Source organism: Methylobacterium sp. CM6241, from assembly GCF_054817845.1.
In genome coordinates this window covers 3,532,464-3,557,495 of sequence record NZ_CM139246.1, presented here as the reverse complement: position 1 = coordinate 3,557,495, position 25,032 = coordinate 3,532,464, and the positions used below count along the sequence as shown (strand labels likewise).

Here is a 25,032-nt window from a genome sequence, read left to right as displayed (position 1 = left end):
TCACCGCAGGGCACGGAAAGTCGATGCACGCGGGGAGTTGAGGCGGAGGTGTCGGCGCAGCCAGCGATCATACCCTTTGGCGACGCTCCTCCCGTCGCCCTTCCGGCAGACAGGCCCGTCTTGCCGAGCCCGCATTCGGATGTGGTCAGGCCTGGCCTCTGCACGTTGCTGGCGGCGACCGCCCATGCCGATCCGGGCCGTGTCGCCTTCATCGATCCCAAGGACAAGGTCGGGTGGTCCGGGCGCAGCCCCATCACCTGGACCTATGGGTCCGCTGCCGAGATCGTCGCGCGCCTCGCCAGCGGGATGAGGCAGTGGCGGCTGGCCCCGGCGAGCCGTGTGGGCCTGATCGCCGCCGCCGGGTCGGAGACCGTGCTCTCCTACCTGGCCATCGAGGCCGCGGGCCACATTCCCTGCCTCCTACCCCTGACATGGGACGAAGACGCCCTCGTGGCCGGCATCCAGGCCGCCGGTATCCAGGCCGTGCTCACCCAATCCCGTATCGCCGGAATGCTGCCGGCCGAAGGCCTGCGCCGTGTCGCCCTGCGCTATTTCGGCCTGCGCTACCTCGCGGCCTTCGGGCCGGAGGTGCCCGACGGGGTCATCAGTCTCGACGGCATGGTCCTCGATGGACATGGCGGCCCGTTCGCGCCGTCGAGCGCCGGGCTCGTGACTTTCGCCGCTGCCGATCCCACGCAGCCGGTCTATCGCCCGGCGGACGCGCTGATCGCCTCGATCGCGGTCCATCTCGCCACGATCCGGATCGCACCACGCGACCGAATCCTGACCCTTCTCGCGCCAGCCGACCTGAGGGGCCTCGTCACCGGCCTCGGCGCCGCCCTCGTGGCGGGGGCCGGGCTCGAAACATGTGGGCCGTTCGACGCCGCCCACCTCGCCGAGGCGCTGGCTCGACCGGGACCGACGCATCTTGTCGTGCCCGCTGCCCTGGAGCGCAATCTCGCGGCGAGCCGTTGCCCTCGCAGCCTCGAATCCGTCACCCTTGCTCACCGGTTGCCGACCCGCCTGACCACACGGCTGCTGGCGCCGGGCGCTGTGCATGGTCCGCGAAGGGTGATCGATGTCCTCGCCTTCGACGAGGCGGCCCTCCTCACCGCCTCGCGGGCCGATGGGGACGTCGCCCACTTCCTCGCGGATGCCCATCCGTTGGCACCGTTCCCGGCTCTTCTGGATATCGCCCGTGACGAGGACGGGCGATTCGCTTTCCGGGGCCGCGCCTCCAAAGCCAGCCCCCTGCAACGCGGCATCCCGCCGGAAAAAGCCGCCAATCTGTGGAGGGCCGTCCCATTCGCGGCAAAAATATTTGCCGGACGAGCAACAGAGATCCTTCGCTGCTGACCATCCGGCGGTATCGTCGTGCCCGAAATTCACCGCTTTCGACGCGTGGCACGGCGGCCGTGCCGAAGTCGGTGATTCAGCTATTTTGTGAAACGAATTTCCTATTTCGGAACAGCGGTCTAGAGTGAGTTCCGGATGTCTTGCGCGATGCCGCGTGAGGCTAGGGCGCCACGGGTCGCGAGCGGGCTCTTCGCCGGATAGCAAGAGGATTTTCACCCTGCAGCCGGCGAACCAACTGGGTTCACGTGTGTTATCGCACGGGTCCCTTCCCAAGGGGCGATGGATGAGCTAACCCTGACAGTCATGAGTGCGCTGCAACAAGTGTTGGTCGTCGATGATGGTCACCGCGCCATCGATCACTCCCTCGCCGCCGAGCTTGCCGAGCTGGGTTATGCGAGCGTTACCGCATCCCTCGAGGCCGCCGACGACGTTCTCGCCGTCATCGCCCGCCCCGCGGCCATCCTGCTTCAGACCTCGACCCGGCTCGACCCGGCCTATGCCATGCTTTCCGAGCGCCTGCGTGAGCAGATGCAGCATGCGGGCATTCCCGTCATCGTCATCGATGGCCGGACGGGACGCGGTAGCGGTGCCTCGGTCGATCTGCAGAGCCGCATCGGTCCTTACGTCCTGAACGAACCGGACCTCTAATCCTGCCTATGAGGACAGCACCGCAGGTGCTTGTTTGAGAAAAGATTTTTCGATGGAGGCGGGCCGGTGAGCCCGCCTTTTTCATGAGGTTTTCGCCGAATACGCCGGGGTGATCGACCCGGCGTGATGTCCCTCACGCCGCCTTCTTGGCGCGGGCGATCTTGGACAATTCGCGCAGGATCGAGGTCGTGATCTTCAGGCGCTCGGGGATGGAATCGAGCTCGCGGATGAACACGATGCTCATGTCCGGGCGCACCTTGGCGAAGGAGGCCTGACCGCCGACGAAGGCCACCAGCCCCTGCGGATTGGCGAAGGACTTGTCGCGGAAATGGACGACGACGCCCTTCGGCCCGGCCTCGACCTTCTCCACGTTGGTGTCGCGGCACAGGATCTTGATCGTGACGATCTTGAGGAGCTGCTCCACCTCCGGCGGCAGCGGCCCGAACCGGTCGATCAGCTCGGCCCCGAAGCTCTCCATCTCGGCATCGTTCTCCAGGGTGGAGAGCCGGCGATAGAGGCCGAGGCGGACGGTGAGGTCCTCGACGTAATCCTCCGGGATCGTGACCGGTGCTCCCAGCGCGATGGTGGGCGACCACGCCTCCTCCACCGGCTCCTCGATGCCGGCCTTGAGGGCGGTGACGGCATCCTCCAGCATCTGCTGGTAGAGCTCGTAGCCGACCTCCTTGATATGGCCGGACTGGGCGTCACCCAGCAGGTTGCCGGCGCCGCGGATGTCGAGGTCGTGGGAGGCGAGCTGGAAGCCAGCGCCCAGCGTGTCGAGGGTCTGGAGCACCTGGAGGCGCTTCTCCGCCTGCACGGTGAGCTGCTTGTTCGCCGGGGTCGTGAACAGGGCGTAGGCGCGGGCCTTGGCGCGCCCGACGCGGCCGCGCAGCTGGTAGAGTTGGGCGAGGCCGAACATGTCGGCCCGGTGCACGATGAGGGTGTTGGCAGTGGGGATGTCGAGGCCGGATTCGACGATGGTGGTGGAGAGCAGCACGTCGAACTTGCCCTCGTAGAACGCGGTCATCACGTCCTCGAGCTGGCCCGCCGCCATCTGGCCATGGGCCACCGCCACCTTGGTCTCGGGCATCTCGGTATCGAGGAAGCGCTTCACCTCCGCCAGATCCTCGATCCGCGGCACCACGTAGAAGGACTGGCCGCCGCGATAGCGCTCGCGCAGCAGGGCTTCGCGGATCATCAGCGCATCGAACGGGATCACGAAGGTGCGCACCGCGAGGCGGTCCACCGGTGGCGTCGCGATGATCGAGAGTTCGCGGACCCCGGTCATGGCGAGCTGGAGCGTGCGCGGGATCGGGGTCGCCGAGAGGGTCAGCACGTGGACATCGGCCTGGAGCGCCTTGAGGCGCTCCTTGTGGGCCACGCCGAAATGCTGCTCCTCGTCGACGATGATGAGGCCGAGATCCTTGAAGGCCACGTTCTTGGCGAGCAGCGCATGGGTGCCGACTACGATGTCGACGGTCCCGGCGGCGAGGCCCGCGCGGTTCTGCTTCATCTCGGCGGCGGAGACGAAGCGCGAGAGCTGCGCCACCTGCACCGGCAGCCCTTTGAAGCGCTCGGCGAAGGTCCGGTAATGCTGGCGCGCCAGCAGGGTGGTGGGCACCACTACCGCCACCTGCTTGCCGCCCATGGCCCCCGCGAAGGCGGCGCGCAACGCCACCTCGGTCTTGCCGAAGCCGACATCGCCGCAGACGAGGCGGTCCATGGGACGACCGGCATTGAGGTCGGACAGGACGGCGTCGATGGCGGTGGCCTGGTCCTCTGTCTCCTCGAACGCGAAGCGGGCGGCGAACTCGCCGTAGAGGCCGTCCGGAGCCTGGAGGCGGGGTGCCTGGCGCACGAAGCGCTCGGCCGCGATCTTGATGAGCTGGCCGGCCATCTCCAGGATGCGCTTCTTCATCTTGGCCTTGCGGGCCTGCCAGGCACCGCCGCCGAGACGATCGAGGGCAACTTCGGCATCTTCCGAGCCGTAGCGAGTCAGAAGCTCGATATTCTCCACCGGCAGCAGCAGCAGGCCGCCGGCATACTGGATCTCCAGGCAATCGTGCGGTGCGCCCGCCGCCGTTACCGTCTTGAGGCCGACGAACCGGCCGATGCCGTGATCGGCATGGACCACGAGATCGCCGGGCTGCAGCGCCTGCACCTCCAGGATGATGTCCTGTGGGCGTTTAGACTTGCGCTTCTGGCGCACCAGCCGGTCGCCGAGGATGTCGCCTTCCGAGATGACTGCGAGCTTGTCGACGACGAACCCGGAATCGAGCCCCCACACCGCCACCGCCATGTCGGTGCCGCGCTTCAGGGCGTTCACCGCCGTGAGGGTGTTGATGGAGACCGGCTTCTTCAGGCCGTGATCGGTGAGCACCCCGCACAGCCGGTCGCGCGAGCCGTCGGACCAGGATGCGAGGATCACATGATGACCCAATCCCTGGAGTTCCTTCACATGGGCGACGGCGGCGTCGAACACGCTGGCCGTCTCGTCCGCCCGCTCGGCGGCGAAGCTGCGGCCCGCCTTGCCCTCGCAATCGATGGTCAGGCGGTCCGGGCTTTCGGGCATTGCGAAGGGCGAGAGCCGCGCGACGGAGGCGGCGGCGACCCGCTCCTTCCAGTCGTTTTGCGTCAGGTAGAGGGAGGATGGCCTCAGCGGCTTGTAGGGCGCGACGCCGGTGGACGGCGTCTTCATCGCCTCGGCGCGGGCGTCGTAATAATCGCGGATCAGGGTGAGGCGCTCGGCGACCGCCTCCTCCGCCTGCGCGTCGAAGACCAGCGGCACGCCCGGCACGTAGTCGAACAGGGTGTCGAGATGGTCGTAGAACAGCGGCATCCAGTGCTCGAGGCCGGCATAGCGCCGTCCCTCGCTGATGGTCTCGTAGAGCCGGTCGTCGCGGGTCGCCGCGCCGAAGGTGTAGATGTAGCCCTGGCGGAAGCGCCGGATCGTCTCCGTGGTCAATTGCACCTCGCTCATCGGAACGAGATCGAGGGAGCGGAGCGAGCCCACCGTGCGCTGGGTCTCCGGGTCGAAGGCGCGGATGGATTCCAGGGTATCGCCGAAGAAGTCGAGGCGGATCGGGTTCGGCAGGCCCGGCGGCGACAGGTCGAGGATGCCGCCGCGCACGGCGTATTCACCCGTCTCGCGCACCGTCCCCGTGCGCAGGAAGCCGTTGGCCTCGACCCAGGCGGTGACGGTGTCCATCGGCACCACGTTGCCGATCGCCGCCGAGAAGGTCTCCACCGCGATCTTCTCTCGGGGAGGCACCCTCTGGATCAAAGCGTTGACGGTGGTGCAGAGGATGCGCGGCTGTTCCTCCGAGGAGCGCGAGCGCGAGAGCCGCGACAGCGCGGTCATCCGCTGGGCGGCGATGGCGGCGTTCGGAGAGACCCGGTCGTAGGGCTGGCAGTCCCAGGCCGGGATGCTCATCACCTCGATCTCGGGGGCGACGAATTTCAGCCCGGTCTGGAACGCGTTCGAGCGCCCGGAATCGCGTGCCACATGCACCAGAACCGCCGGTCCCTCGAAACTCCGCGACAGGGCGCGGGCGAGATCGGCCACCACCACCGCATCGAACCCTTCGGGCACGTTGGCGAGCGTCGGGCTATCGCCGCGCTTCAGCGCCTCCAGCGCACGGGCGAGCGCACCGGATTTCGGCAGGGCGAACCGCGCCGTCTGGGGCTTCGGGGCGGGAGCGGTAGCTTTGGGCTGGGGTTTGGCCATCGGGTCGGGGTTTTCGAACTCATGGGAAAGTGAGACGCGACGCGCCTTCCTCCCCCCTGTGGGGAGGGACCGAGGGTGGGGGTGGTTGGGCGACCCTCCCACTGCGGAGGCGAGCGGCGCTACCCCCACCTCCAACTCCTCCCCACAGGGGGGAGGAGAGCCTCGCATCGCCTAGACCGCTAATGAATCGGCGCGTCGTGCTTATGGAACGCCTGGAGGCGGCGGTATACCGGCGTGTCGTAATTCTGCGGCGTCTCGTCCTCGCCGGTGAGCCAGCGGAACAGGTCGCGGTCGGGCAGCTCGATCAGGGCCTCGAAGGTCGTCAATTCCTCATCGCTCAGCGTACCGATCTCCGCATCGGCGAAACGGCCCATGATCAGGTCCATCTCGCGCATGCCGCGATGCCAGGCGCGGAAGAGGGTGCGGCGGCGGCGCGGATCGAGATCCGCGCTGGTGCGGGTGGTTCCGGACATGGGGTCAGCCTGTCATGCTGCGATCCTGGGATCCGGTGATCCCGGGACAGGGGAAACTGTGCGCGGCCCGGTGCCGCGATAGCGGCGTAGGGCCCTGCCGTCGTCTATATAGACCCGCGCGGCGGCATCACCATCTCCGTTCGCGCGGCTCAACCGGCTTTGCATGACAGACGAACCCCGCCCGACGAACCTGCGCCCCAGCATCCTCGATCCGCTCTTCGCCCAGGCCCGGACCCTCCCCGGCGTCGGGTCGAAGATGGCGCCGCTGATTGAGCGGCTCCTCGGCACGCCCGAACAGCCAGCGCGGATCGTCGATCTCCTGTTCCACCTGCCCCAGGGCGGGGTGGCGCGCACGATGATGGGCTCCATCGCCGAGGCGCCGCCGGGCGAGCCCGTGACGTTGGGTGTCACCGTGACCGGCTATCGCCCGCCGCAGCCCGGGGCGGGGCGGCGTCCCTTCCGGGTCCTGGTGGAGGACGGCACCGGCGACATCACCCTGGTGTTCTTCGGCATGCCGCAGGCCCGCGTGGAGAAGATGCTGCCGCTCGGCGCCCATCGCTACATTTCCGGCCGCATCGACCTGTGGGACGGGCACCGGCAGATGGTGCACCCGTCGCGGATCGTGGACGAGGCGGGGCTCGCCGCCCTCCCCGCCGTCGAGCTCGTCTACGGCGCCACCGAGGGGCTGACCTCGCGGGCGATCTCGAAACTGGCGCATTCCGCCCTCGACCGGCTGCCGACCCTGCCCGAATGGCAGGACCCGGCCTGGCTCGCGCGGGAAGGGCTGCCGGGTTTCGCCGATGCGCTCAGGGCCGAGCACCGGCCCGAGAACGCGCCGCCGGCACCGGCGAGCGATGGCGTCACGCCCCGCACCCCGGCACGCCGGCGGCTCGCCTATGACGAACTCCTCGCCTCGCAGCTGGCCCTCGCCCTGATGCGGGCCCGCAACCGCAGGGCGCCCGGCCGGGCCAATGCCGGCGACGGCCATCTCAAGGACCGGATCGAGGCCGCCCTGCCCTTCGCGCTTACCGGCGCCCAGGCCCGGGCCGTCGAGGAGATCCGTGCCGATCTCGCCTCCGACCGGCGCATGCTGCGCCTGCTCCAGGGCGATGTCGGTTCGGGCAAGACGGCGGTGGCGCTGCTGGCCATGGCCTCGGCGGTGGAGGTCGGCCGGCAGGCGGCTCTGATGGCGCCCACCGAGATCCTGGCGCGCCAGCATTTCGAGCGCCTGACGGAGCTCGTCGGTTCGCTGCGCCTGCGCCTCCTCACCGGGCGCGACAAGGTCTCGGAGCGCCGCGCCACCCTGGCCGACCTCGCCGACGGCCATATCGATATCGTGGTCGGCACCCACGCCCTGTTCCAGGATAGTGTGATCTTCAAGGATCTCGGCGTCGCCGTGGTGGACGAGCAGCATCGGTTCGGCGTCCATCAGCGCCTCGCGCTAGGCGCCAAGGGGGCGGCGGTGGACATCCTGGTGATGACCGCGACGCCGATCCCCCGCACCCTGGCGCTGACCTGTTTCGGCGACATGGACGTCTCGGTCCTCGACGAGAAGCCGGCCGGCCGCCAGGCCATCGCCACCCGCCTCGTCTCCATCGACCGGCTCGACGAGGTGGTGATGGGGCTCGGCCGGGCGCTTGCCTCCGGGGATAGGGTCTACTGGATCTGCCCGCTGGTGGCGGAATCCGAATATGTCGACCTCGCCGCCGCCGAGGATCGCTTCGCCGACCTGCGGCAGGAATTCGGCGACGCCGTCGGGCTGATCCACGGCAAGATGCCGGGGCCGGACAAGGATGCCGCCATGGAGCGGTTCGCCGCCGGCGAGACGAAGATCCTGGTCTCTACAACGGTGGTGGAGGTGGGCGTCGACGTGCCCGAGGCGACCATCATGGTGATCGAGCATGCCGAGCGGTTCGGCCTCGCGCAGCTGCACCAGCTGCGCGGACGGGTCGGGCGCGGGGCCAAGGCCTCCACCTGCCTGCTCCTCTATCGCGGGCCGCTGGGACAGGTCTCCCGCGCCCGCCTCGAAATGATGCGCGAGACCGAGGACGGCTTCCGCATCGCCGAGGAGGATCTGCGCCTGCGCGGCGAGGGCGAGGTGCTGGGCACCCGCCAATCGGGCGCGGCCGCCTTCCGCCTCGCGAGCCTCGAGAGCGACGCCAACCTGCTGGAGGTCGCCCGCGATGATGCGCGGCTCATCGTCGAGCGCGATCCCGGCCTCAGATCCGAGCGTGGCAGGGCACTCCGGGTGCTGCTCTACCTATTCGAAAGGGACGCGGCGATTCGGTTGCTCGGAGCCGGTTGAGCCGATTCGCCGGCCGTCAGGAACCCACGCCAAACCTGAACGCATCGCCACAAAAGCGACGAATCGACCACCGATGACGTCTGCGCAGTTCAGCTTCGAGAACCATGGCACCGCAGCCACACGTCGCCGGAAAGAGCTTGATTTTCAAAGACTAAGCTGATTTCCGGATCTCGTTTCCCGAGCCGTTGTGCGGTGCCGCACGGACTTCCTGAACTTGAAATGAACGTATTCTCCTCTTAACTGAACATGAACGAACAGCCCGCCAGACTGGGCTGCCACAACGAATTCAGGAGGATGGATATGTCTGCCGGACTGTTCCAAAACCTACCGGGTGCCCACGAAATGGGGAGCGTCCACGCCCTTCCGAGCGAGCCGTGGCTGCTTCCGATCTCGGATGGCAAGGAGCCCGCGCTGAAGACGACGGACGATGTCCTCCTCGCGGTTCGTCAATCCGCCCGCCCCTTCCAGATCGCCGCGAATGCGCTGATGGTCCTGCTTTTGGTGGCCGTCACCGCCCAGATCGCCATGGGCTGGGGTGGTTCCACAATTGCCCCGCACGCCAACAGCCATGTCGCCGATGCCTCGCCGCCGACGCTGCCCATCGAGAAGGCCTCGATGACGGTTCACAACTAGGCGCGTTCCAGCGAGGCTCCCGAAAGGCGGGTTCGCTTTTTGGGAGATGCGCGTCGGGTCGACGTCCCGGCTCGGAGACTTGGACCGGCAGCCCTGCGAGGGCGAGCTTTTCACTCTGTGCTGACGAGCTTGTCCTGGCGACGGGACGAGGCTTCGAGCACCGCCTCCGGCCCGGCCGCCTGCCCGTTCTGAGCCGCGCGGATCGATGCCGCCATGGCCTGCAGCCTGACCTGCGGATCTTCCGGCTGGATCACCCCCGCCGACATCACCAGCTTGGCCGCGTCGTCGATGCTCATGGGCACTTCGATGATATCGGCCCGTGGCAGGTAGAAGAAGAAGCCCGTCGTGGGGTTGGGCGCGCAGGGTAGGAACACGCCCACATGGTCGTTCTCCTCGCCGAGCGCCGTTTGCACGTCCGGTCCGGCCGGCGCCGAGACGAACACCACCGACCACGTTCCCTTCACCGGGAATTCGACCAGGCCGACGGTGCGGAACGACGTGCCGTTGGCCGAGAACAGCGTCTCGAAGATCTGCCGCAGGCCCTTGTAGAGGCCCGAGATCACCGGGGTGCGTGCGAGCAGCACCTCCCCGAACTCCACCACGCTGCGGCCGACGAGGTTGGCGGTGAGGAAGCCGAGCAGCGTCACCGCGACGAAGGCGATGACGAGGCCGATGCCCGGAAGCGAGAAGGGCAGATAATGGTCCGGCAGATAGCTCGCCGGCACCAGGGGCTTCACCCAGCCGTCGATGAGGCTGATGAACCACCACGTGATGTAGATGGTGATCGCCAACGGCCCGGCGACGATGATGCCGGTGAGGAAGTAGGTCCGCAGGCGGCTCTTCTTGCTCACCCGAGGCGGCGGCCGTGCGACGGCGGGGTCTGGTTCCGGCAACGGGGTGAGCGTTTCGCGCACGGGCGGCCTGTCTCGTGGGAGGCTGGTCTTCAGCCTGCATGACAAGGGTTAGCGGGTCGGGCGTGTCACCTCAAGCGCGAGGAAGCCACGCCCCTGGCCGGACGAGCGCAGGCGTGGATCACGGCTTGGTTTCGCCGAGCGCCGCCTCCGCCGCCAGCGCCCTCTCCTTCCAGGCATCCCGTTCCGCGAGGGCCTCCTTGAGGGCGAGTTCGGCGCGCTGTGCCCGCGTGGCGCTGGCCGAGGCCAGGGCTTGGGCCCGTTCGCGGGCGCGGGTCTCGCCGGCCATCTGGACCTTGAGGTCGCGCGGCGTTGCCATGGTCGTGTCCGTTCTCGTCGGGGAGGGAAGTTGCAGGATGCCTCGCCGGCGCTCGGTTCGCCAGAGCCGAGGCACCGTTCCCAGGGCGGCGTTACCTCAGGTCGACGAAAGCGGGTCGTTTGCCAGGACGATCGCCTCACCATGCGGGGTCGCGGCGGCGGCGCGCAGGAAGGCGTCGCTGCGGGCCTGGACGCTCGCGGAATCGGTGACACCGCGTTCGGCGAGCAGGGCTTCCAGAGTCGCGAGCCAGCGTCCGTAATCGGCCGCCGCTTCCGGCTTCCCCTCCGGCCGGATGCTGCGTCCGAGGGCGCTCGCCCACTCCTCCTGCGTGAACAGGCCCCTCTCCTGCAAGGAGACCACCAGGGCGAAGACCTGCGCCTCCCACGGTTCCGCGAACGGCCGCGGATCGTCGGCCCGGCAACCGGCGCTCATGACGCCGCCCCCGGCAGGAGATACCCCTCGAAGGCGGCCACGGTGACGCGCCCTCCCGGGTCGGCGCTCGTCCCCCATAGTTCGGCGGCCTCGAACCCCACCGTGTAGAGCCATTGCGGCGGGGCCTCCCGGCCCTCCGCGCTGGCATCGGGCAGGACGAAGGCGCCGTGGACCCGCTCGATGACGCCACGCCGACCCCGGACGTAACGGGGTAGGCGGGTATGGCCAATGGGGTGGTCGTTGCGGGTCAAGACGGGGTCGCGTACCGCATATAAGGCCGGCGCATCCGGCGGCCGGTCACTGGGAAATCCCACGGAGAAGCGAGGCGGGATCTCCTCGGCACGCAGCACCCGTTTCACCGGGCTCGCCGGCCCAGCGCTGGCGCCCGCGGCGATTTCCTCTTGCGTGGCAAGGCCATGGGCGACGACCTGCGCTTCGAGGGCGGCGAGCCAGATCTCGTAATAGCTCGACGACAGGTACTCCGCCGGGGGCAGCGATTCCCGCGCGGCGCGGCTGCCATCCAGGGTCCAGGTACCGGTATAGCCCACCGCCAGAGCCAGGGCGAAGACGCGCCGTTCCCATTCCGCATGAAAAACCGGCTCGTTCGCCTCCGGCATGACGGTGCCGAATCCGTGGGCGCCGCCGAGATCCTGCGCGCCGTTCATCGGCCGGCCTCCGGGGCGAGCGGCAGCCCGGTGCCGATCATGGAATCGCGCGTGACCAGGGCGGCGAGCTCGGCCTCGCTCAGGGATTCGGTGCCGGCGGGCCGCAGGGGCAGGACCATGAAACGGGTCTCGGCGGTGGAATCCCACACGGTGATGCGGGTCGCCTCGGGAAGGGTGAGACCGAACTCGGCGAGGACCCCGCGCGGGTCGAGGACGGCGCGGGCGCGGTAGGGTGGCGCCTTGTACCAGACCGGCGGCAGCCCGAGCACCGGCCAAGGATAGCAGGAGCACAGGGTGCAGACGACGAGGTTGTGGCTGTCGGGCGTGTTCTCGACCACCACCATGTGCTCGCCGCCGCGCCCCCCGATGCCGAGTTCCGCGATGGCCGGCGTCCCGTCGGCGAGGAGCCGTTCGCGATAGGCCGGATCGGTCCAGGCGCGGGCGACGACGCGGGCGCCGTTATGGGGGCCGATGCGGGTCTCGTACATTTCGACGAGCGCATCGAGTGCGTCCGCCTCCACGTAGCCTTTCTCGAGAAGCAGCGATTCCAGCGCCCTCACCCGCGCCTCGATGGGGGTGAGGGCGCTGCCATGCGCGTGGTCCGGATGGTCATGGTGATGGTCGTGATCGTGCGCCATGGCGTCTCGTCCTGTGCCCGGAACGGATTTCAAGTCGGTTGTCCGGCCCGGAGGCGGGCAAGCACGGGGCGCGCCGGGCATTGTGCGAGGCCCAGTCTGATACCGGAGAGGCACCGTGTCGACACCACTTCGCAGTTCGTCAACGCACGGCTTCGATGGCCTCCTGGGCATCGCGGTGATCCTCCGCGGTGGCCTCGGGCTTCTGCTGCCGGGCGGGGGCCTGTGGCGCGGCGCAGAGGCTGACCGTGATCGGGAAATGGTCCGAGCCGACGCCGGGCAGCCGTTCCATGTGGCCGAGCAGGAAGTGCTCGCTGAAGAAGACATGGTCGAGGGGCCAGCGCATCACAGGCCATTTAGCGTGGAAAGTCGCGAACAGGCCGCGGCCCCGGCGCGGATCGAGCAAGCCGCTGATACTCTGGAACAATTGGGTCGTGCGGGACCAGGCCACGTCGTTGAGATCGCCGGCGACGATGGTCGGACCCGGCGCTTCCGCCACTTCACGGGCGACGATCACCAGTTCGGCGTCGCGCGGCGCGCTGCTATGGCCGGGATGCGGGGGGCGCGGATGCAGGCCATAGAGCCTCACCGCCTCGCCGTCCGGCAGCACCACCTGCGTGCGCAGCGACGGCACGTCGTCCTGGAGCAGGAAGCGGATTTCGGGGTCGCGCAGGGGAAGGCGCGAATAGAACAATAGGCCGTAGGTGTTGTCCTGCGGCTGCTCGACCCGGTTCGGGTAGAGCGTACGCAATGGGGACATGGCCTCCTGCCAGGCAGAATCGGTCTCCAGCAGCAGGACGAGATCGGGCGAGCGACGCGTGACGAGATCGAGGGCCGCGCCGTAATTCCTGTTCGTCTGCAGGACGTTGAGCACCACGAGGCTGAGCCGGTCTCCCGGCTCGCAGGCCGTGGCCGCCTTCGCCTGGGTGGCGGCGAGCGGCGTGAAGGGCAGGATGTAGCGGACCTGCATGACCAAAGCCGCCGCCATGGCGAGGGCGAGGATGAGGGACGTCGTGTCCCGGGAGACCAGAAGGAGGCCGGCGAGGCAGGCCGCCAGCGCCACCGCGATCTGGAGCCGGGGGAAGTCCAGGCTGCGGACGAAGCCGAGATTGGTCTCGATCAGGGGCAGCACCGTGGCTGCCACCAGCAGACCGGCGATGCCCTGCAGGGCGAGCGTGAGATACGTCAAACCTGGTCTCCGCCGCCGTGCGCCCGTCAGGGAGCCACCCAACCGGGCCATTCAATGGGCCATGCCGCGTCGTCTCGCGCGACCGCCACGCGGCCCGTAATGACCGCCATGCGACCCCCGCTTCGACCGCCACGCGACCCGGTTTCGAGGGGCGCCTGACAATCGACGGATTCCGGTGGCGGTTCCGGCCTATTCCACCGTCACGGACTTGGCGAGGTTGCGCGGCTGGTCCACGTCTTTGCCCATGAAAACGGCCGTGTGGTAGGCGATGAGCTGGATCGGCACCGCGTAGACGATGGGAGACACGACCGGGTCGAGGTCGGGCATGGTCACCGTCGCCATGGTGTCGAGGCCGGCCGCCGCCGCGCCCTTGGCGTCGCCGATGAGGATGATGCGGCCGCCGCGCGCGGCCACCTCCTGCATGTTCGACACCGTCTTCTCAAAGATCGCGTCGTGCGGCGCGATGACGATGACCGGCACGCTCTCGTCGATGAGGGCGATGGGGCCGTGCTTGAGCTCGCCGGCGGCGTAGCCCTCGGCGTGGATGTAGCTGATCTCCTTGAGCTTCAGCGCGCCTTCCATCGCCATCGGGTAGCTCGTGCCGCGGCCGAGATAGAGCACGTCGCGGGCCTTCGAGACCTCACGGGCGAGAAGCTCGATCTCGCCTTCCAGCTTGGTCGCGTCCGCCATCAGGCCCGGCACGGTGATGAGCGCGTCGACGAGTTCGCGCTCGCGCTCGGCGCTCAGGGTACCCCGCGCCCGGCCTGCCGCGATGGCGAGGCACAGGAGCACCGTGAGCTGGCAGGAGAAGGCCTTGGTGGAGGCCACGCCGATCTCGGGGCCGGCGAGCGTCGGCACCACGGCCGAGGCCTCGCGGGCGATGGTGGAGGTCGGCACGTTGACCACGGCCAGGGTGTGCTGGCCTTGGCTCTTGGCGTAGCGCAGGGAGGCCAGGGTGTCGGCGGTCTCGCCCGATTGGGAGATGACGAGGGTCAGGCCGGCCGTGTCGAGGGGCGGCTCGCGGTAGCGCGCCTCGGAGGCGACGTCGATCTCCACGGGCAGCCGCGCCAGGGATTCGAACCAGTATTTCGCCACCAGCCCGGCATAATAGGCGGTGCCGCAGGCGGTGATCGAGAGCCGCGAGAGGTCCTTGAAATCGAACGGCAGCGCCTCGGGCAGGGCGACCCGGCCATTGGCGAGATCGACGTAATGGGCCAGCGTGCGGCCGACCACTTCGGGCTGCTCGTGGATTTCCTTGGCCATGAAGTGGCGGTGGTTGCCCTTCTCGACCCGGTAGGCCTGGGCGACGATGCGCTGGCGCTGGCGCGAGACCGGGTTGCCGTCGATGTCGCGGATCGCGGCGCCCTCACGGGTCAGCACCGCCCAGTCGCCCTCCTCCAGATAGGTGATCTCCTCGGTGAAGGGGGCGAGGGCGAGGGCGTCCGAGCCCAGATAGGTCTCGCCATCGCCGAAGCCGATGGCCAGGGGCGCACCGTGGCGGGCGCCGATGAGGAGATCGTCGTAGCCGGTGAAGATGAAGCCCAGCGCGAACGCACCGCGCAGGCGCGGCAGGGCGGCGGCCACGGCCTCCACCGGGCCCAGGCCCTTGTCCATCTCGGCGCTGACGAGCTGGGCCACGACCTCGGTGTCGGTCTCGCTCTCGAAGCGTACGCCGCCGGCCTGCAACTCGGCCTTCAGCTCGCGAAAGTTCTCGATGATGCCGTTATGGACGACGGCCAGCCGCGCCGTGGCATGCGGGTGGGCATTGGTCTCGTTGGGGCGGCCATGGGTGGCCCAGCGGGTATGGCCGATGCCGATGGCGCCGGGCAGCGGCTCGTCGCGCAGCCTGAGTTCGAGGTTGGAGAGCTTGCCCTCGGCGCGGCGGCGATCGAGCCGGCCATTGGCCAGGGTGGCGACGCCAGCCGAATCGTAGCCGCGATATTCGAGGCGGCGCAGGGCTTCGACCACCTGTCCCGCCACCGCCTCATGCCCGACGATGCCAACGATTCCACACATGGTCGCTACTTCTCATACGAGTGGGCTTGGCCGGGGAGCGGAAGCAGGACTGGCCTCCGACGTCTCCGACCGGGATCTTGGCGGTGGCCCACGCAAGGAGCGGCCCAAGCCTTCTGGGAGGGCCTTGTACCGGATCGGAACACGATCCGGCCAGGGTTCCTGCTCTTTCACGGTCTCCGAGGCTGAATTCGGCTCAACGGATACGTTCACGTCCGACGATACGATACTGACGGAGCTAGTCTTTCTTGGAACGGGCGGCCTTCATCGCCTGCAATGCCGCCCGCATCCCGCTGGCCATGCCCTCGATGATGCGCTGGCGGCTGCGGGCGATGGCGAGGGCATCGGCCGGCACCGAATGCGTAATGACCGAGCCCGCGCCAATGATCGCGCCGGCCCCGACGCTCACGGGCGCCACCAGGGCGGTGTTCGAGCCGATGAAGGCGCCGGCCCCGATCTCGGTCCGGTGCTTGTTCACCCCGTCGTAATTGCAGGTGATGGTGCCGGCCCCGACATTCGCGCCCGGCCCGATCTCGGCATCGCCCAGATAGGTCAGGTGGTTGGCCTTGGCGCCCTCGCCGAGGCGGGCGTTCTTCATCTCGACGAAATTGCCGATACGCGAGCCGGCCTCCAGCACCGCGCCGGGGCGAAGCCTCGCATAGGGGCCGATGCTGACGCCCTGTGCCAGGGTCGCGCCTTCGAGATGCGAGAAGGCATGGATCACGCAACGGTCGCCGACCGTCACTTTGGGGCCGAACACCACATGAGGTTCCACGAGAACGTCCCGGCCCAACACCGTGTCGACGCTGAAGAAAACCGTTTCCGGCGCCACCAGGGTGGCCCCGCCGATCTGGGCCGCGCGGCGCAGCCGCGCCTGGATCGTCGCCTCGGCGACGCTGAGCTGGACCCGGTCGTTGACGCCCTGCGCCTCGGCCTCGTCCACGGGCACCACCGCCACGGCGAGCCCGTCTTCCACGGCAAGGGCGACCGCGTCCGGCAGGTAGTACTCGCCCGCCGCGTTGGCGTTGCCGATCCGCGTGAGCAGGGCGAGGGCATGGGGGCCGGACAGTGCCATAAGTCCGGCATTGCACAGGGTGACGGCGCGTTCCTCCGCGCTCGCATCCTTCTCCTCGCGGATGGCGAGTACGCGCCCGCCCTCCGTCAGCACCCGTCCGTAGCCGGTGGGATTCTCCGCCGTGAAAGCCAGCACCGCCACCGCCGCCCCATCGGCCAGGGGCGCGCGCAGGCGGGTGAGGGTGGCCCCGGTGACCAGGGGAGTGTCGCCGAACGCGATCACCACGTCGTCGGAGCCCGCCTCCAGGGCCTCGCGGGCGGCCAGAACCGCATGGGCGGTGCCGAGGCGCTCCACCTGCGGATGGACCGAGGCTCCGGGTGCGGCCCGCGCGATCTCGGCGGCCACCGCCTCCTGCCCCGGCTCGACCACCACGGCGATGCGGGTCGCCCCGGCCTCGCGAGCGGCGGCGAGAACATGGCCGAGCATGGTCCGCCCGGCCACCGCGTGCAGCACCTTAGGCAGGTCGGACCGCATCCGCGTGCCCTTGCCGGCGGCGAGAACGATGGCCGTGAGGCTGCGTCCGCCCGTCCTGGCGGGCTCGGTCGAATGGGGGGTCTGCGCCGTCATCGTCGCTCCGCCGCTGTCGGGCCGGGGGCCGGCTCGCGTCCTATCCGGCTGCGCTACTGCGTGGCTTGTCGGGTAGCAAGCCTGCGCGGCCGGCGAGCCGGGGGCGCGGAAGGAGATCCGGTCCGAACCGTCCGAGTCATCAGCTCTTGCATCAGCTCTTGAGGATCAGGGTGATCAGCACGGCGGCCAGGCACACGAACATGACGACCCCCAGGACCAGGCTCGCCAGGGTGGTGGAGGAGATATAGGTGCCGGCGACGGTTCCCAGCATGCGCGTCACACCGCCTCCCGCCGGGGAGGCGGCGTCACCGGGGTGGCCGCATCCCGGACAGGCCACGGCTTGCGCGGAGACCTGTCGCGAGCAGGCAGGGCATGGGATGAGCGCCATGAGGTGCCTCGTAAGAGGTGAACGACCTCTGGAATCTGTCACAAGCGCGGCTATTCGGCCAGTCCGGGACCCTTATCGCCCCTCGCCGCCGTTCCCGGCCGAACTGCTTGCCTGCCGGGAAAATCCGCGTTCCGTTGAACGGTTTCGGTTCCTTCCGGCTTAAGGTTGGGTTCGGGCCGTGCCGTGGTAAAGCCGGGACATACTGCATCGCACCCCGCGCCTTCCCGCGCCGACATTACAGGTCCAATGACGCCGACGATTCCGGGACTTCGCCGCGCCGTGACAGAACCCTCCTCCGATGATCCCGTGCTGACGGGACCGCAGGACCGGAGCCGCCGGGAGCTTTTCTTGCAGGCGAGCGCCGCCGCGCTGGCTCTCTCCCTCCCCGGCACCGCCTCGACCGCCTGGGCGGACGATGCCCCCGCCCTCCCCGCCGAGGGCGCGCCGTTCCTCGGCCATACGGTGCCCGACCTCGCCCGCGAGCTTGCCAAACGCCCCTATGCCGCCCCCCGCACCGACGACCTGCCCGGTGCCCTGACCGGGCTCAACCGCGAGCAGTACAACGCCATCCGGACCGTGCCGGGCAGCGCGATCTGGGCGAACGAGGCCTTCGGCTTCACCCTCGAGCCCCTGCATCGCGGCTCGGTCTTCACCGGCCGCGTGGCCCTGGCCCTGGTGGAGGACGGCACAGTGCGGCCGCTGGCCTACGACCGCGCCCGGTTCGAGGCGGAGGGCATCGCCCTGCCCGAGTTCAAGGACGATCCCGGCTATTCGGGCCTGCGCATCCGCGCCCGGTTCGATGGCGGCGAACTCACCGATTTCGCCACTTTCCAGGGGGCGTCGTTCTTCCGCCTCGTCGCTACCGGCCAGGGGTTCGGCGTCACCGCGCGCGCCCTCACTCTGCGCCCCGCCGATTCACGCGGCGAGGAGTTCCCCGAACTCCGCGCCATCTGGGTCGAGCGGCCGGGCCCCGGCGGCCCGCTGGTGCTGCATTGCCTCGTCGATTCCCCCTCGGCCACCGCGTCCCTGAGGATGAGCCTGCGGCCCGGCGGCGATTCGCTGTGCGATGTGGAGGGCACGGTGTTCGCGCGCGCGGCCATCGACCATCTCGGTCTCGGCGGCATGACCACGAGCTACCTCTTCGGCCCTTACGACCGGCGCGGTGCCGACGATGCCCGGGCCGGCGCCTATGCCTCCACCGGCCTGCAGATCCGCACCGGTGCCAATGAGGCGATCTGGCGTCCCGCGCGCAACCCGGAGACGCTGCAGGTCTCGTCCTTCGTCGACGAGAACCCCAAAGGGTTCGGCCTGATGCAGCGGGCGCGCAGCTACGCCGATTTCGAGGACGACGTGCAGCATTGGGAGTGGCGCCCGTCGCTCTGGCTCGAACCGTTCGGCAATTGGGGGCCGGGCGCGGTGACGCTCCTCGAGATCCCGAGCGATTCCGAGTTCAACGAGAACATCCTGGCCTATTGGCGGCCGAAGGCGACGCTGGCGGCGGGCACCGAGCATGCGTTCAGCTATCGCCAGCACTGGTGCTGGCAGCCGCCGGAGGCGCCGCCCGTGGCGCTCGTCTCCGGCACCCGCAGCGGCAAGGCGCCGGGGAGCAACCGCCGCCTCTTCCTGGTGGATTTCACCGGTGACATCCTGTTCGCCGATCCGGACCTGCAGCCGACGCTCCTGACCTCGCCCGGCACGGTGGCGGCCCCGACCCTCTATCGCTATCCCGACCGTAAGACGGTGCGGGTCTCCTTCGAGCTCGACACGGGCGGCGGGAAGTCCTGCGAACTGCGCCTCGTGCTCAAGCGCGGGGAGGCCTCCGTCACCGAAACCTGGCTCTACCGGTGGACACCCTGAACACGCACGCGCTTCCCCCCACCGCCCCGGCTTCCTTCCGGCCCGCGATGCCGCCCGAAGCCCCGCTGCCCATGCCGGTGCAGGCGCTCGACCGCTGGGATCCCGCATCTGGGCACCGTCCGGCCAAGCCCGCGCGACGGCCCTGGGCCGCCCGCGCCTTCGTCTTCGGCGGGGCGGCGCTGCTCACCGCCTACGGCGCCCTGGAGATGTACGAGGTCGTGGCCGTCTCGGGCGGGACGACGGCGCTGCAATATGTGCTGCTCGTGCTCTTCACCCTGAACTTCTCCTGGATCGCCCTCTCCTTCATGAGCGCGATCCTGGGCTTCGCCACGCTCCTGCGCCGGCCGAAGGCGCCGCTTCCGCCGACCCGGCTCGCCACGAAGACCGCCATCGTCATGCCGGTCTATAACGAGGCCACTGCCCGCACCTTCGCGGCCGTGGAAGCCATGCGGGCGGAGATCGACGCCACCGGCCTCGGCGAGGCCTTCGACTATTTCGTCCTGTCGGACTCGACGGTGGGCGATGCCTGGATCGCCGAGGAGCGCGCCTTCCTGGCCCTGCGCGAGCGCTGGGGCGAGGATGCGCGGCTCTATTACCGGCACCGGGCGAAGAACCATCACCGCAAGGCCGGCAATATCGGCGACTTCGTCTCGCGCTGGGGCGGGGCCTACGACCACATGCTGGTGCTCGACGCCGACAGCCTGATGACCGGTCCTTGCGTGGTCCATCTCGCCGCCGCCATGGAGGCGGACCCGGATTCCGGCATCATCCAGTCGCTGCCGCTCATCATCAACCGCAACACCCTGTTCGCCCGCGTCCAGCAATTCGCCGCCCGCATCTACGGCCCGGTCATCGCCACGGGCCTCTCGGTCTGGTCGGGCCGCGACGGCAATTACTGGGGCCACAACGCCATCATCCGCACCCGCGCCTTCGCGGAGGCCTGCGGCCTGCCCGATCTCAAGGGCAAACCGCCCTTCGGCGGCCACATCCTCAGCCACGATTTCGTCGAGGCGGCGCTGATCCGGCGGGCCGGCTGGAGCGTGACCATGCTGCCCGCCCTGCCCGGCTCCTACGAGGAGAGCCCGCCCTCCCTCATCGACGTCGCGGTGCGCGACCGGCGCTGGGCGCAGGGCAACCTGCAGCACAGCCGCGTCATCGGGGCGGCGGGCCTGACGCTGGCCTCGCGCCAGCATTTCGCCACCGGCATCGCCGGCTACGTCGCCTCCCCGCTCTGGCTCGGCCAGCTCGTGGTCGGTATCGCCCTTGTGCTCCAGACCGCCTATGTGCGGCCGGAATATTTCACCTCCGAATTCGGGCTCTACCCGGTCTGGCCGCGCTTCGACCCCGTGCGCGCGCTCCAGCTGTTCGGGCTCACCATGGGCATCCTGCTGGCCCCGAAGCTCCTGGGGCTGATCCTCGCCCTCATCGACGGGCCGGTGCGCCGGGCTTCGGGCGGCGCCATACGCCTCGTCCTGTCGAGCCTGATCGAGACGATCCTCTCCGCGCTCATCGCCCCCATCGCCATGCTGATCCAATCCGGCTCGGTGTTCGAGATCCTGGTCGGGCGCGATACCGGCTGGAACCCGCAGCGGCGCGACGACGGCTCGATACCCTTGCGCGACATCGTCCGCCGCCACCGCTGGCACATGGTGCTGGGGCTGGTGACCGGCATCGCCGCCTTCGCCATCGCCACCTCGCTGTTCCTCTGGATGTCGCCCACCATCCTCGGCCTCGTCCTGGCGATCCCGATCTCCTGGGCGAGCGGCCAGTTGTCCTGGGGCCTCGCCCTCAAGCGCCTCGGCCTGCTGATGACCCCGGAGGAGCGCGACCCGCCGGCCATCGCCGTCACCGCCGGGACGCTCGCCGCCCGCAACGCCGAGGCCGGCCTCGACGACTCGGATGCGATCCGCGCCCTCCACGCCGATGCGGGCTTCGCCGAAGCCCATGCCCTGATGCTGCCCGAGATGCCCAAACGTCCCCGCGGCGTGATCGACACGGACCGCGCCCTCGCCCAGGCCAAGGTGGTGGAGGCCGAGACCATCGCGGAGGCCGCCGAGTGGCTCAGCCCGAAGGAGCGCATGGCCCTCCTCCACGACCGCGCCCTCCTCGACCGCCTCACCCGTCTCGCGCCCGCGTGAGCTACGATCGTCACGCCTGTCGCGGGATGCGCTGACGAGCCCTCCTCCCCCTTGTGGGGAGGAGTTGGAGGTGGGGGTGGTCGGGCGACCCTCAAGCTGCGGAGGCTGGCGGAGCCACCCCCACTCCTAACCTCTCCCCACAAGGGGGAGAGGGACGCGGTCTGCCAACGAGGGCAGATGTGTGAATCCGGTAGCCCGCGTGAGACGGGGGGATCGACCGTGCCCGGAGCTCGTTTCCACGAGAGCCCGCGGATCCGGGCGGCCGATGCCGGCCCCCTGCCCGCTCGGCCGCCGATCCGGAAGGTCAGTCGGCGTTTCCCGAATCGGGTGCCTTGGCGAGACGGTCCGCCAGGGAGGCCTCGTACTGGATGAGGTCCTTGCCCCGCTTCATCGCCCGGTAGAAGTCCCGCGCCGCCACGTGGGCGTTGATGTCCCGGACATAGGGAGCCGTGGTCGGTACCGCCTCGAGCAATTCGCTCGCCTGGGCCACGAACAGGTTCTCGATCTCCGACACGTCGTCGGAGAGATAGAGCACCGTGAGAGTCAGGTAGAGGCGCTTGCAGGCCGTATCGGCCTCGCTCTCCGTGATGATGTCGGATTCGCGCAGGAACTTCGTCATCGTCTCGATGACGAAACTCGACCGCCGGGACCCGTTGCGGATCGCGGCCCCGCCGATCAGCAACCGCTCGAACGGCTTGAGTTCGATCTTCAGGGGCATGACCGGTCCTTCGGGCTCGGGCGGGATCATCGGTCCGGACGGTTAACAAGACGTCACCGCATTGGCGAGGGTTGCTTCGCGGAATCCGGCATCGCCCCGAAGGCCGCGAAAATACGGAGAATGCAGCGGATCCCCCACATGTTTTGTTGACCGTTCGCCTTAAGACCTTCGCAACGTCCTCGTGGTTTGGTGACGCTGCATCCAAAAAAGGGGTGCTTCCAGATCAGAATGGATCGGACCACATGTCTTCAGGCATCACGCTCACCGCGGCAACGCGCCAGAACCTGCTCTCGCTGCAGGGTACCGCCGACCTCCTGACCCAGACCCAGAACCGTCTGTCGACCGGCAAGAAGGTCAACTCGGCCCTCGACGATCCGACGAGCTTCTTCACCTCGCAGTCCCTGTCCGGCCGCTCGGGCGATCTCGGCTCGCTCCTCAACGGCATCTCAAACGGCGTCCAGACGATCCAGGCCGCCAACCAGGGCATCACCTCGATCCAGAAGCTGGTCGACTCGGCCAAGTCCACCGCCAACCAGGCGCTAGCCGACAAGAGCGCTGTAACGAGCGGCACGCCGGCAACGTCCGCAATCCTCTCGGCAGCGACGTCCTTCCAAGGTACGTCCACGGCGGCCACCGACGGCACGCAGGACTTCTCCGGCACCCGCAACGCCGTTTTCACCGTGAATGACGGCACCAATAATACTGTGATCACCCTCGATGCTTCCACGCTGAGCGGCGTGACGAGCAACGTCGGCAAGGCGACCGCTGATGACGTGGTCAAGGCAATCAATAACCAGCTGGCCAACGACACGACAAATCCTGCTGCGGTCTCTGCCTCCAAGACGACAGATGGTCGGATTGTTTTCACGTCGACTGCGACCGGTAAGGACGCAACGGCAACGGTCACTAACGCGACCGGCAACGAAGTCGATCTTGGATTTGGTACTGCCACAGCTGCACAGACAGCCAAGGGTGCTGATGCTAAGAACGGCGCCACAGCTGCAGCTGCAGAAGGTGCAGCAGTTGCTGGTTTGGCCACTGGTGGTACCGGCCCTGACTTCACGGGCGCAGCCGATGCGTCGTTCACGATCAAGCTCGGCGATGGCCCGGCCAAAAAGATCGAGCTGAACACGGCTGCGGATGCCACGCTCGGCGCTCTGACGGATGCAAAGGCAACGGACCTTGCCACCGCGATCAACAAGCAACTGAATGCCGATACCGGTTTCAAGGGTAAGGTCACGGCCGTTGGTGATGATACGACGGGTAAGGTGACCTTTACTTCGACGGCGACGGGTTCAGATCAGAAGATCACGATCGATGCGTCTTCCGCGACGACCGACACGGATATCGGTTTTGGTGCCGGTGCCACCGCAAAGCCGGTCGTGGCGAGCGGTGCTGGATCTGCCAGCGGCACCAACGCGACCCGCACCTCCCTCGCCAAGCAGTTCAACACGCTGCTGGATCAGATCACCCAGCAAGCGAAGGATTCGAGCTACAACGGCATCAATCTTCTGTACCGTTCGGGCACGGACAAGGCCGAGAACTCGCTGAAGGTCACTTTCAACGAGACGGGTTCGTCCAACCTGAACATCGAGGGTGCCAAGCTCGACTCCGATGGCCTTGGCCTGAGCTCGGTCACCGGTGGGTTCCAGTCCGACGACGAGATTAACAAGGCCCTGACGGCCATCACCGCCGCCACCAGCCAGCTTCGTGCCCAGTCCTCGACCTTCGGCTCCAACCTTTCGGTGGTGCAGAACCGTCAGGATTTCTCGAAGAAGTTGATCAACATCCTCGACACCGGCTCGGCCAACCTGACGAACGCGGACCTCAACGAGGAAGCCGCCAACTCCCAGGCCCTGTCGACCCGCCAGTCGATCGGCATCTCGGCCCTCTCGCTCGCCAACACGGCGCAGCAGGGCATCCTGCAGCTTCTCCGCTAAGCGGATCAGCCGTCACGACCCTAAGCGGCCGGGGGAAACCCCGGCCGTTTTCGTTCGCGCCACGTCCCGGCCCCGGCCGGATGGAGATTCTCGCGGGACGACCGGGCGGGCCACCACGATCCGACAGATAAGGGCGGTTCGGTCTCGCTGCCGCCGCCACGGGTGACGCTGCCCCGCATTCGGCCGGGGACAAGGCCGCCGGATGATGGGATCGAGCCCGTTCGGCGACGGACGACAGCCCAGGCGTCGGCGAAGGCACGCCATCGCGCCTTCGCAACGGCTTGGAAGGATGGCCGAGTAATTTGAGGAAGCGGACTTCAGATTCGCTCCCGGCCATTCCGCGCAGTCCCTCGAGATCAGCGACAGTATTGCCCGGGCTCGGTCTTTCGATCCGAAGGCGTTCGCTCATCGTTCTCTGCCCCTGCCCGTATCGAGGCGTTGGGCGGGCCAAAGGCGACAGCACTCGTTCGGCCTTTGGCCCGCCGCCGAACGGCCGCCGGAGCGGAGCTCAGTTCGGCTCTGTCCCACCCGCGGGCGGCTTCTGCTCCGTGCAGACGATGGGGTGCTTGGACTGGTCGGTCCACGTGACCTCCTGCCCCTTGCCGCGCAGTTCGTGCGTGTCGTCGCCGTAGCGAAACCCTGAGCCCGAAGGCTGTGCCGGCAGAGTGATCTCCGGCCCTTCGGGAGGCCGGACGATCGCAGGCTGTGCCGGGTCGGAGGTGACGAACTCGACCGTGAGCAAGACGTTCTTCGGGCACGAGAAGATCACCCGCTTCGTCGTTGCCCCCTCGCTGGCGGTCGCCCGGGACAGCGTCTTGTCGGGGGCCTCTGCGTGAGCCTGGATCGACATGCCGACCATGACGACGGCAACGAGTAACGGCGATACGGTGTGAAGGCGCATCATCGAGAGCATCTCCGAATTTAGCCTGATCGGCCGGAGGGCTGAGGACGCGCCCGACCGGAGGTCCCGTCAAGGATACGACCGCTCGGGATCATGATGATGGACCGGAACTCAGGGGCTCCGCGAGATCCCGATCACCGCT

General features: G+C 68.4%; 20 protein-coding genes. 7 read left to right on the top strand and 13 right to left on the bottom strand.

Annotation, left to right across the window (positions count from 1 at the left end):
- Positions 1–120: 120 nt before the first annotated feature.
- On the top strand, positions 121–1,356 hold the full coding sequence (locus tag ACYQR9_RS16670) for an AMP-binding protein (protein ID WP_461227436.1): 1,236 nt from the start codon (positions 121–123) through the stop codon (positions 1,354–1,356).
- A 303-nt stretch (positions 1,357–1,659) separates the two neighbouring features.
- Positions 1,660–2,004, top strand: coding sequence for a hypothetical protein (locus ACYQR9_RS16665; protein WP_056453741.1), 345 nt, complete (start codon positions 1,660–1,662; stop codon positions 2,002–2,004).
- Between the two features lie 133 nt (positions 2,005–2,137).
- Here the strand turns inward: ACYQR9_RS16665 and mfd are convergent, their stop codons facing one another.
- The gene (gene mfd / locus ACYQR9_RS16660) at positions 2,138–5,731 is read right to left on the bottom strand and encodes a transcription-repair coupling factor (RefSeq protein ID WP_461227434.1); all 3,594 of its coding nucleotides are present in this window, start codon (positions 5,729–5,731) and stop codon (positions 2,138–2,140) included.
- A gap of 179 nt (positions 5,732–5,910) precedes the next feature.
- The gene (locus ACYQR9_RS16655) at positions 5,911–6,204 is read right to left on the bottom strand and encodes an FAD assembly factor SdhE (RefSeq protein WP_056425773.1); all 294 of its coding nucleotides are present in this window, start codon (positions 6,202–6,204) and stop codon (positions 5,911–5,913) included.
- A 163-nt stretch (positions 6,205–6,367) separates the two neighbouring features.
- Here ACYQR9_RS16655 and recG point away from each other — a divergent pair, with 163 nt between their 5' ends.
- Positions 6,368–8,509 (top strand): ATP-dependent DNA helicase RecG, encoded by a 2,142-nt coding sequence (gene recG / locus ACYQR9_RS16650; protein ID WP_461227432.1) that lies wholly within the window; start codon positions 6,368–6,370, stop codon positions 8,507–8,509.
- Positions 8,510–8,809: 300 nt separating this feature from the next.
- Entirely contained in the window at positions 8,810–9,142 is a 333-nt protein-coding gene (locus ACYQR9_RS16645; protein ID WP_026175920.1) for a hypothetical protein, read from the top strand.
- Positions 9,143–9,252: 110 nt separating this feature from the next.
- Here the strand turns inward: ACYQR9_RS16645 and ACYQR9_RS16640 are convergent, their stop codons facing one another.
- From ACYQR9_RS16640 to ACYQR9_RS16600, 9 genes are all read right to left on the bottom strand, one after another.
- Positions 9,253–10,056, bottom strand: coding sequence for a DUF502 domain-containing protein (locus ACYQR9_RS16640; RefSeq protein WP_461227430.1), 804 nt, complete (start codon positions 10,054–10,056; stop codon positions 9,253–9,255).
- 118 nt (positions 10,057–10,174) lie between these two features.
- On the bottom strand, positions 10,175–10,372 hold the full coding sequence (locus tag ACYQR9_RS16635) for a hypothetical protein (protein ID WP_056425783.1): 198 nt from the start codon (positions 10,370–10,372) through the stop codon (positions 10,175–10,177).
- Positions 10,373–10,468: 96 nt separating this feature from the next.
- The gene (locus ACYQR9_RS16630; protein WP_461227428.1) at positions 10,469–10,804 is read right to left on the bottom strand and encodes a nitrile hydratase accessory protein; all 336 of its coding nucleotides are present in this window, start codon (positions 10,802–10,804) and stop codon (positions 10,469–10,471) included.
- A complete protein-coding gene (nthB, locus tag ACYQR9_RS16625) occupies positions 10,801–11,469 on the bottom strand; it encodes a nitrile hydratase subunit beta (protein ID WP_461227426.1) in 669 nt (222 codons plus the stop codon). The genes ACYQR9_RS16630 and nthB overlap by 4 nt, the downstream gene beginning before the upstream one ends.
- Complete coding sequence (nthA, locus tag ACYQR9_RS16620) at positions 11,466–12,107, bottom strand: nitrile hydratase subunit alpha (RefSeq protein ID WP_461227424.1); 642 nt, start codon at positions 12,105–12,107, stop codon at positions 11,466–11,468. Before nthA ends, nthB begins: the two co-directional genes overlap by 4 nt.
- 139 nt (positions 12,108–12,246) lie before the next feature.
- Positions 12,247–13,293 (bottom strand): endonuclease/exonuclease/phosphatase family protein, encoded by a 1,047-nt coding sequence (locus ACYQR9_RS16615; RefSeq protein WP_461227422.1) that lies wholly within the window; start codon positions 13,291–13,293, stop codon positions 12,247–12,249.
- Between the two features lie 189 nt (positions 13,294–13,482).
- Complete coding sequence (gene glmS, locus ACYQR9_RS16610) at positions 13,483–15,309, bottom strand: glutamine--fructose-6-phosphate transaminase (isomerizing) (RefSeq protein WP_461227420.1); 1,827 nt, start codon at positions 15,307–15,309, stop codon at positions 13,483–13,485.
- 235 nt (positions 15,310–15,544) lie between these two features.
- Entirely contained in the window at positions 15,545–16,948 is a 1,404-nt protein-coding gene (glmU, locus tag ACYQR9_RS16605; RefSeq protein WP_461227418.1) for a bifunctional UDP-N-acetylglucosamine diphosphorylase/glucosamine-1-phosphate N-acetyltransferase GlmU, read from the bottom strand.
- 151 nt (positions 16,949–17,099) lie between these two features.
- Positions 17,100–17,336, bottom strand: coding sequence for a hypothetical protein (locus tag ACYQR9_RS16600; RefSeq protein WP_207411253.1), 237 nt, complete (start codon positions 17,334–17,336; stop codon positions 17,100–17,102).
- 246 nt (positions 17,337–17,582) lie between these two features.
- Between ACYQR9_RS16600 and ACYQR9_RS16595 the strand changes: the two genes are divergently transcribed.
- Entirely contained in the window at positions 17,583–19,193 is a 1,611-nt protein-coding gene (locus ACYQR9_RS16595) for a glucan biosynthesis protein D (RefSeq protein WP_207411254.1), read from the top strand.
- Entirely contained in the window at positions 19,181–21,331 is a 2,151-nt protein-coding gene (mdoH, locus tag ACYQR9_RS16590; RefSeq protein ID WP_461227416.1) for a glucans biosynthesis glucosyltransferase MdoH, read from the top strand. Before ACYQR9_RS16595 ends, mdoH begins: the two co-directional genes overlap by 13 nt.
- Positions 21,332–21,635: 304 nt before the next feature.
- On the opposite strand, the gene ACYQR9_RS16585 is transcribed toward mdoH, so the two are convergent.
- Positions 21,636–22,049 (bottom strand): flagellar biosynthesis repressor FlbT, encoded by a 414-nt coding sequence (locus tag ACYQR9_RS16585; protein WP_207411256.1) that lies wholly within the window; start codon positions 22,047–22,049, stop codon positions 21,636–21,638.
- 242 nt (positions 22,050–22,291) lie between these two features.
- Between ACYQR9_RS16585 and ACYQR9_RS16580 the strand changes: the two genes are divergently transcribed.
- Entirely contained in the window at positions 22,292–23,989 is a 1,698-nt protein-coding gene (locus ACYQR9_RS16580; protein WP_461227414.1) for a flagellin N-terminal helical domain-containing protein, read from the top strand.
- A 508-nt stretch (positions 23,990–24,497) separates the two neighbouring features.
- Here ACYQR9_RS16580 and ACYQR9_RS16575 read toward each other — a convergent pair.
- Positions 24,498–24,893: an MliC family protein gene (locus ACYQR9_RS16575; protein ID WP_461227412.1), complete on the bottom strand. Its 396-nt coding sequence runs from the start codon at positions 24,891–24,893 to the stop codon at positions 24,498–24,500.
- Positions 24,894–25,032 lie beyond the last annotated feature (139 nt).

Coding starts and splice junctions, on each gene's coding strand:
- ACYQR9_RS16665 (WP_056453741.1), top strand. CDS start 1,660: ATGAGTGCGCTGCAACAAGTGTTGGTCGTCGATGATGGTCACCGCGCC.
- mfd (WP_461227434.1), bottom strand. CDS start 5,731: ATGGCCAAACCCCAGCCCAAAGCTACCGCTCCCGCCCCGAAGCCCCAG.
- ACYQR9_RS16655 (WP_056425773.1), bottom strand. CDS start 6,204: ATGTCCGGAACCACCCGCACCAGCGCGGATCTCGATCCGCGCCGCCGC.
- recG (WP_461227432.1), top strand. CDS start 6,368: ATGACAGACGAACCCCGCCCGACGAACCTGCGCCCCAGCATCCTCGAT.
- ACYQR9_RS16645 (WP_026175920.1), top strand. CDS start 8,810: ATGTCTGCCGGACTGTTCCAAAACCTACCGGGTGCCCACGAAATGGGG.
- ACYQR9_RS16635 (WP_056425783.1), bottom strand. CDS start 10,372: ATGGCAACGCCGCGCGACCTCAAGGTCCAGATGGCCGGCGAGACCCGC.
- ACYQR9_RS16630 (WP_461227428.1), bottom strand. CDS start 10,804: ATGAGCGCCGGTTGCCGGGCCGACGATCCGCGGCCGTTCGCGGAACCG.
- nthB (WP_461227426.1), bottom strand. CDS start 11,469: ATGAACGGCGCGCAGGATCTCGGCGGCGCCCACGGATTCGGCACCGTC.
- nthA (WP_461227424.1), bottom strand. CDS start 12,107: ATGGCGCACGATCACGACCATCACCATGACCATCCGGACCACGCGCAT.
- glmS (WP_461227420.1), bottom strand. CDS start 15,309: ATGTGTGGAATCGTTGGCATCGTCGGGCATGAGGCGGTGGCGGGACAG.
- glmU (WP_461227418.1), bottom strand. CDS start 16,948: ATGACGGCGCAGACCCCCCATTCGACCGAGCCCGCCAGGACGGGCGGA.
- ACYQR9_RS16600 (WP_207411253.1), bottom strand. CDS start 17,336: ATGGCGCTCATCCCATGCCCTGCCTGCTCGCGACAGGTCTCCGCGCAA.
- ACYQR9_RS16595 (WP_207411254.1), top strand. CDS start 17,583: ATGACGCCGACGATTCCGGGACTTCGCCGCGCCGTGACAGAACCCTCC.
- ACYQR9_RS16585 (WP_207411256.1), bottom strand. CDS start 22,049: ATGCCCCTGAAGATCGAACTCAAGCCGTTCGAGCGGTTGCTGATCGGC.
- ACYQR9_RS16580 (WP_461227414.1), top strand. CDS start 22,292: ATGTCTTCAGGCATCACGCTCACCGCGGCAACGCGCCAGAACCTGCTC.
- ACYQR9_RS16575 (WP_461227412.1), bottom strand. CDS start 24,893: ATGATGCGCCTTCACACCGTATCGCCGTTACTCGTTGCCGTCGTCATG.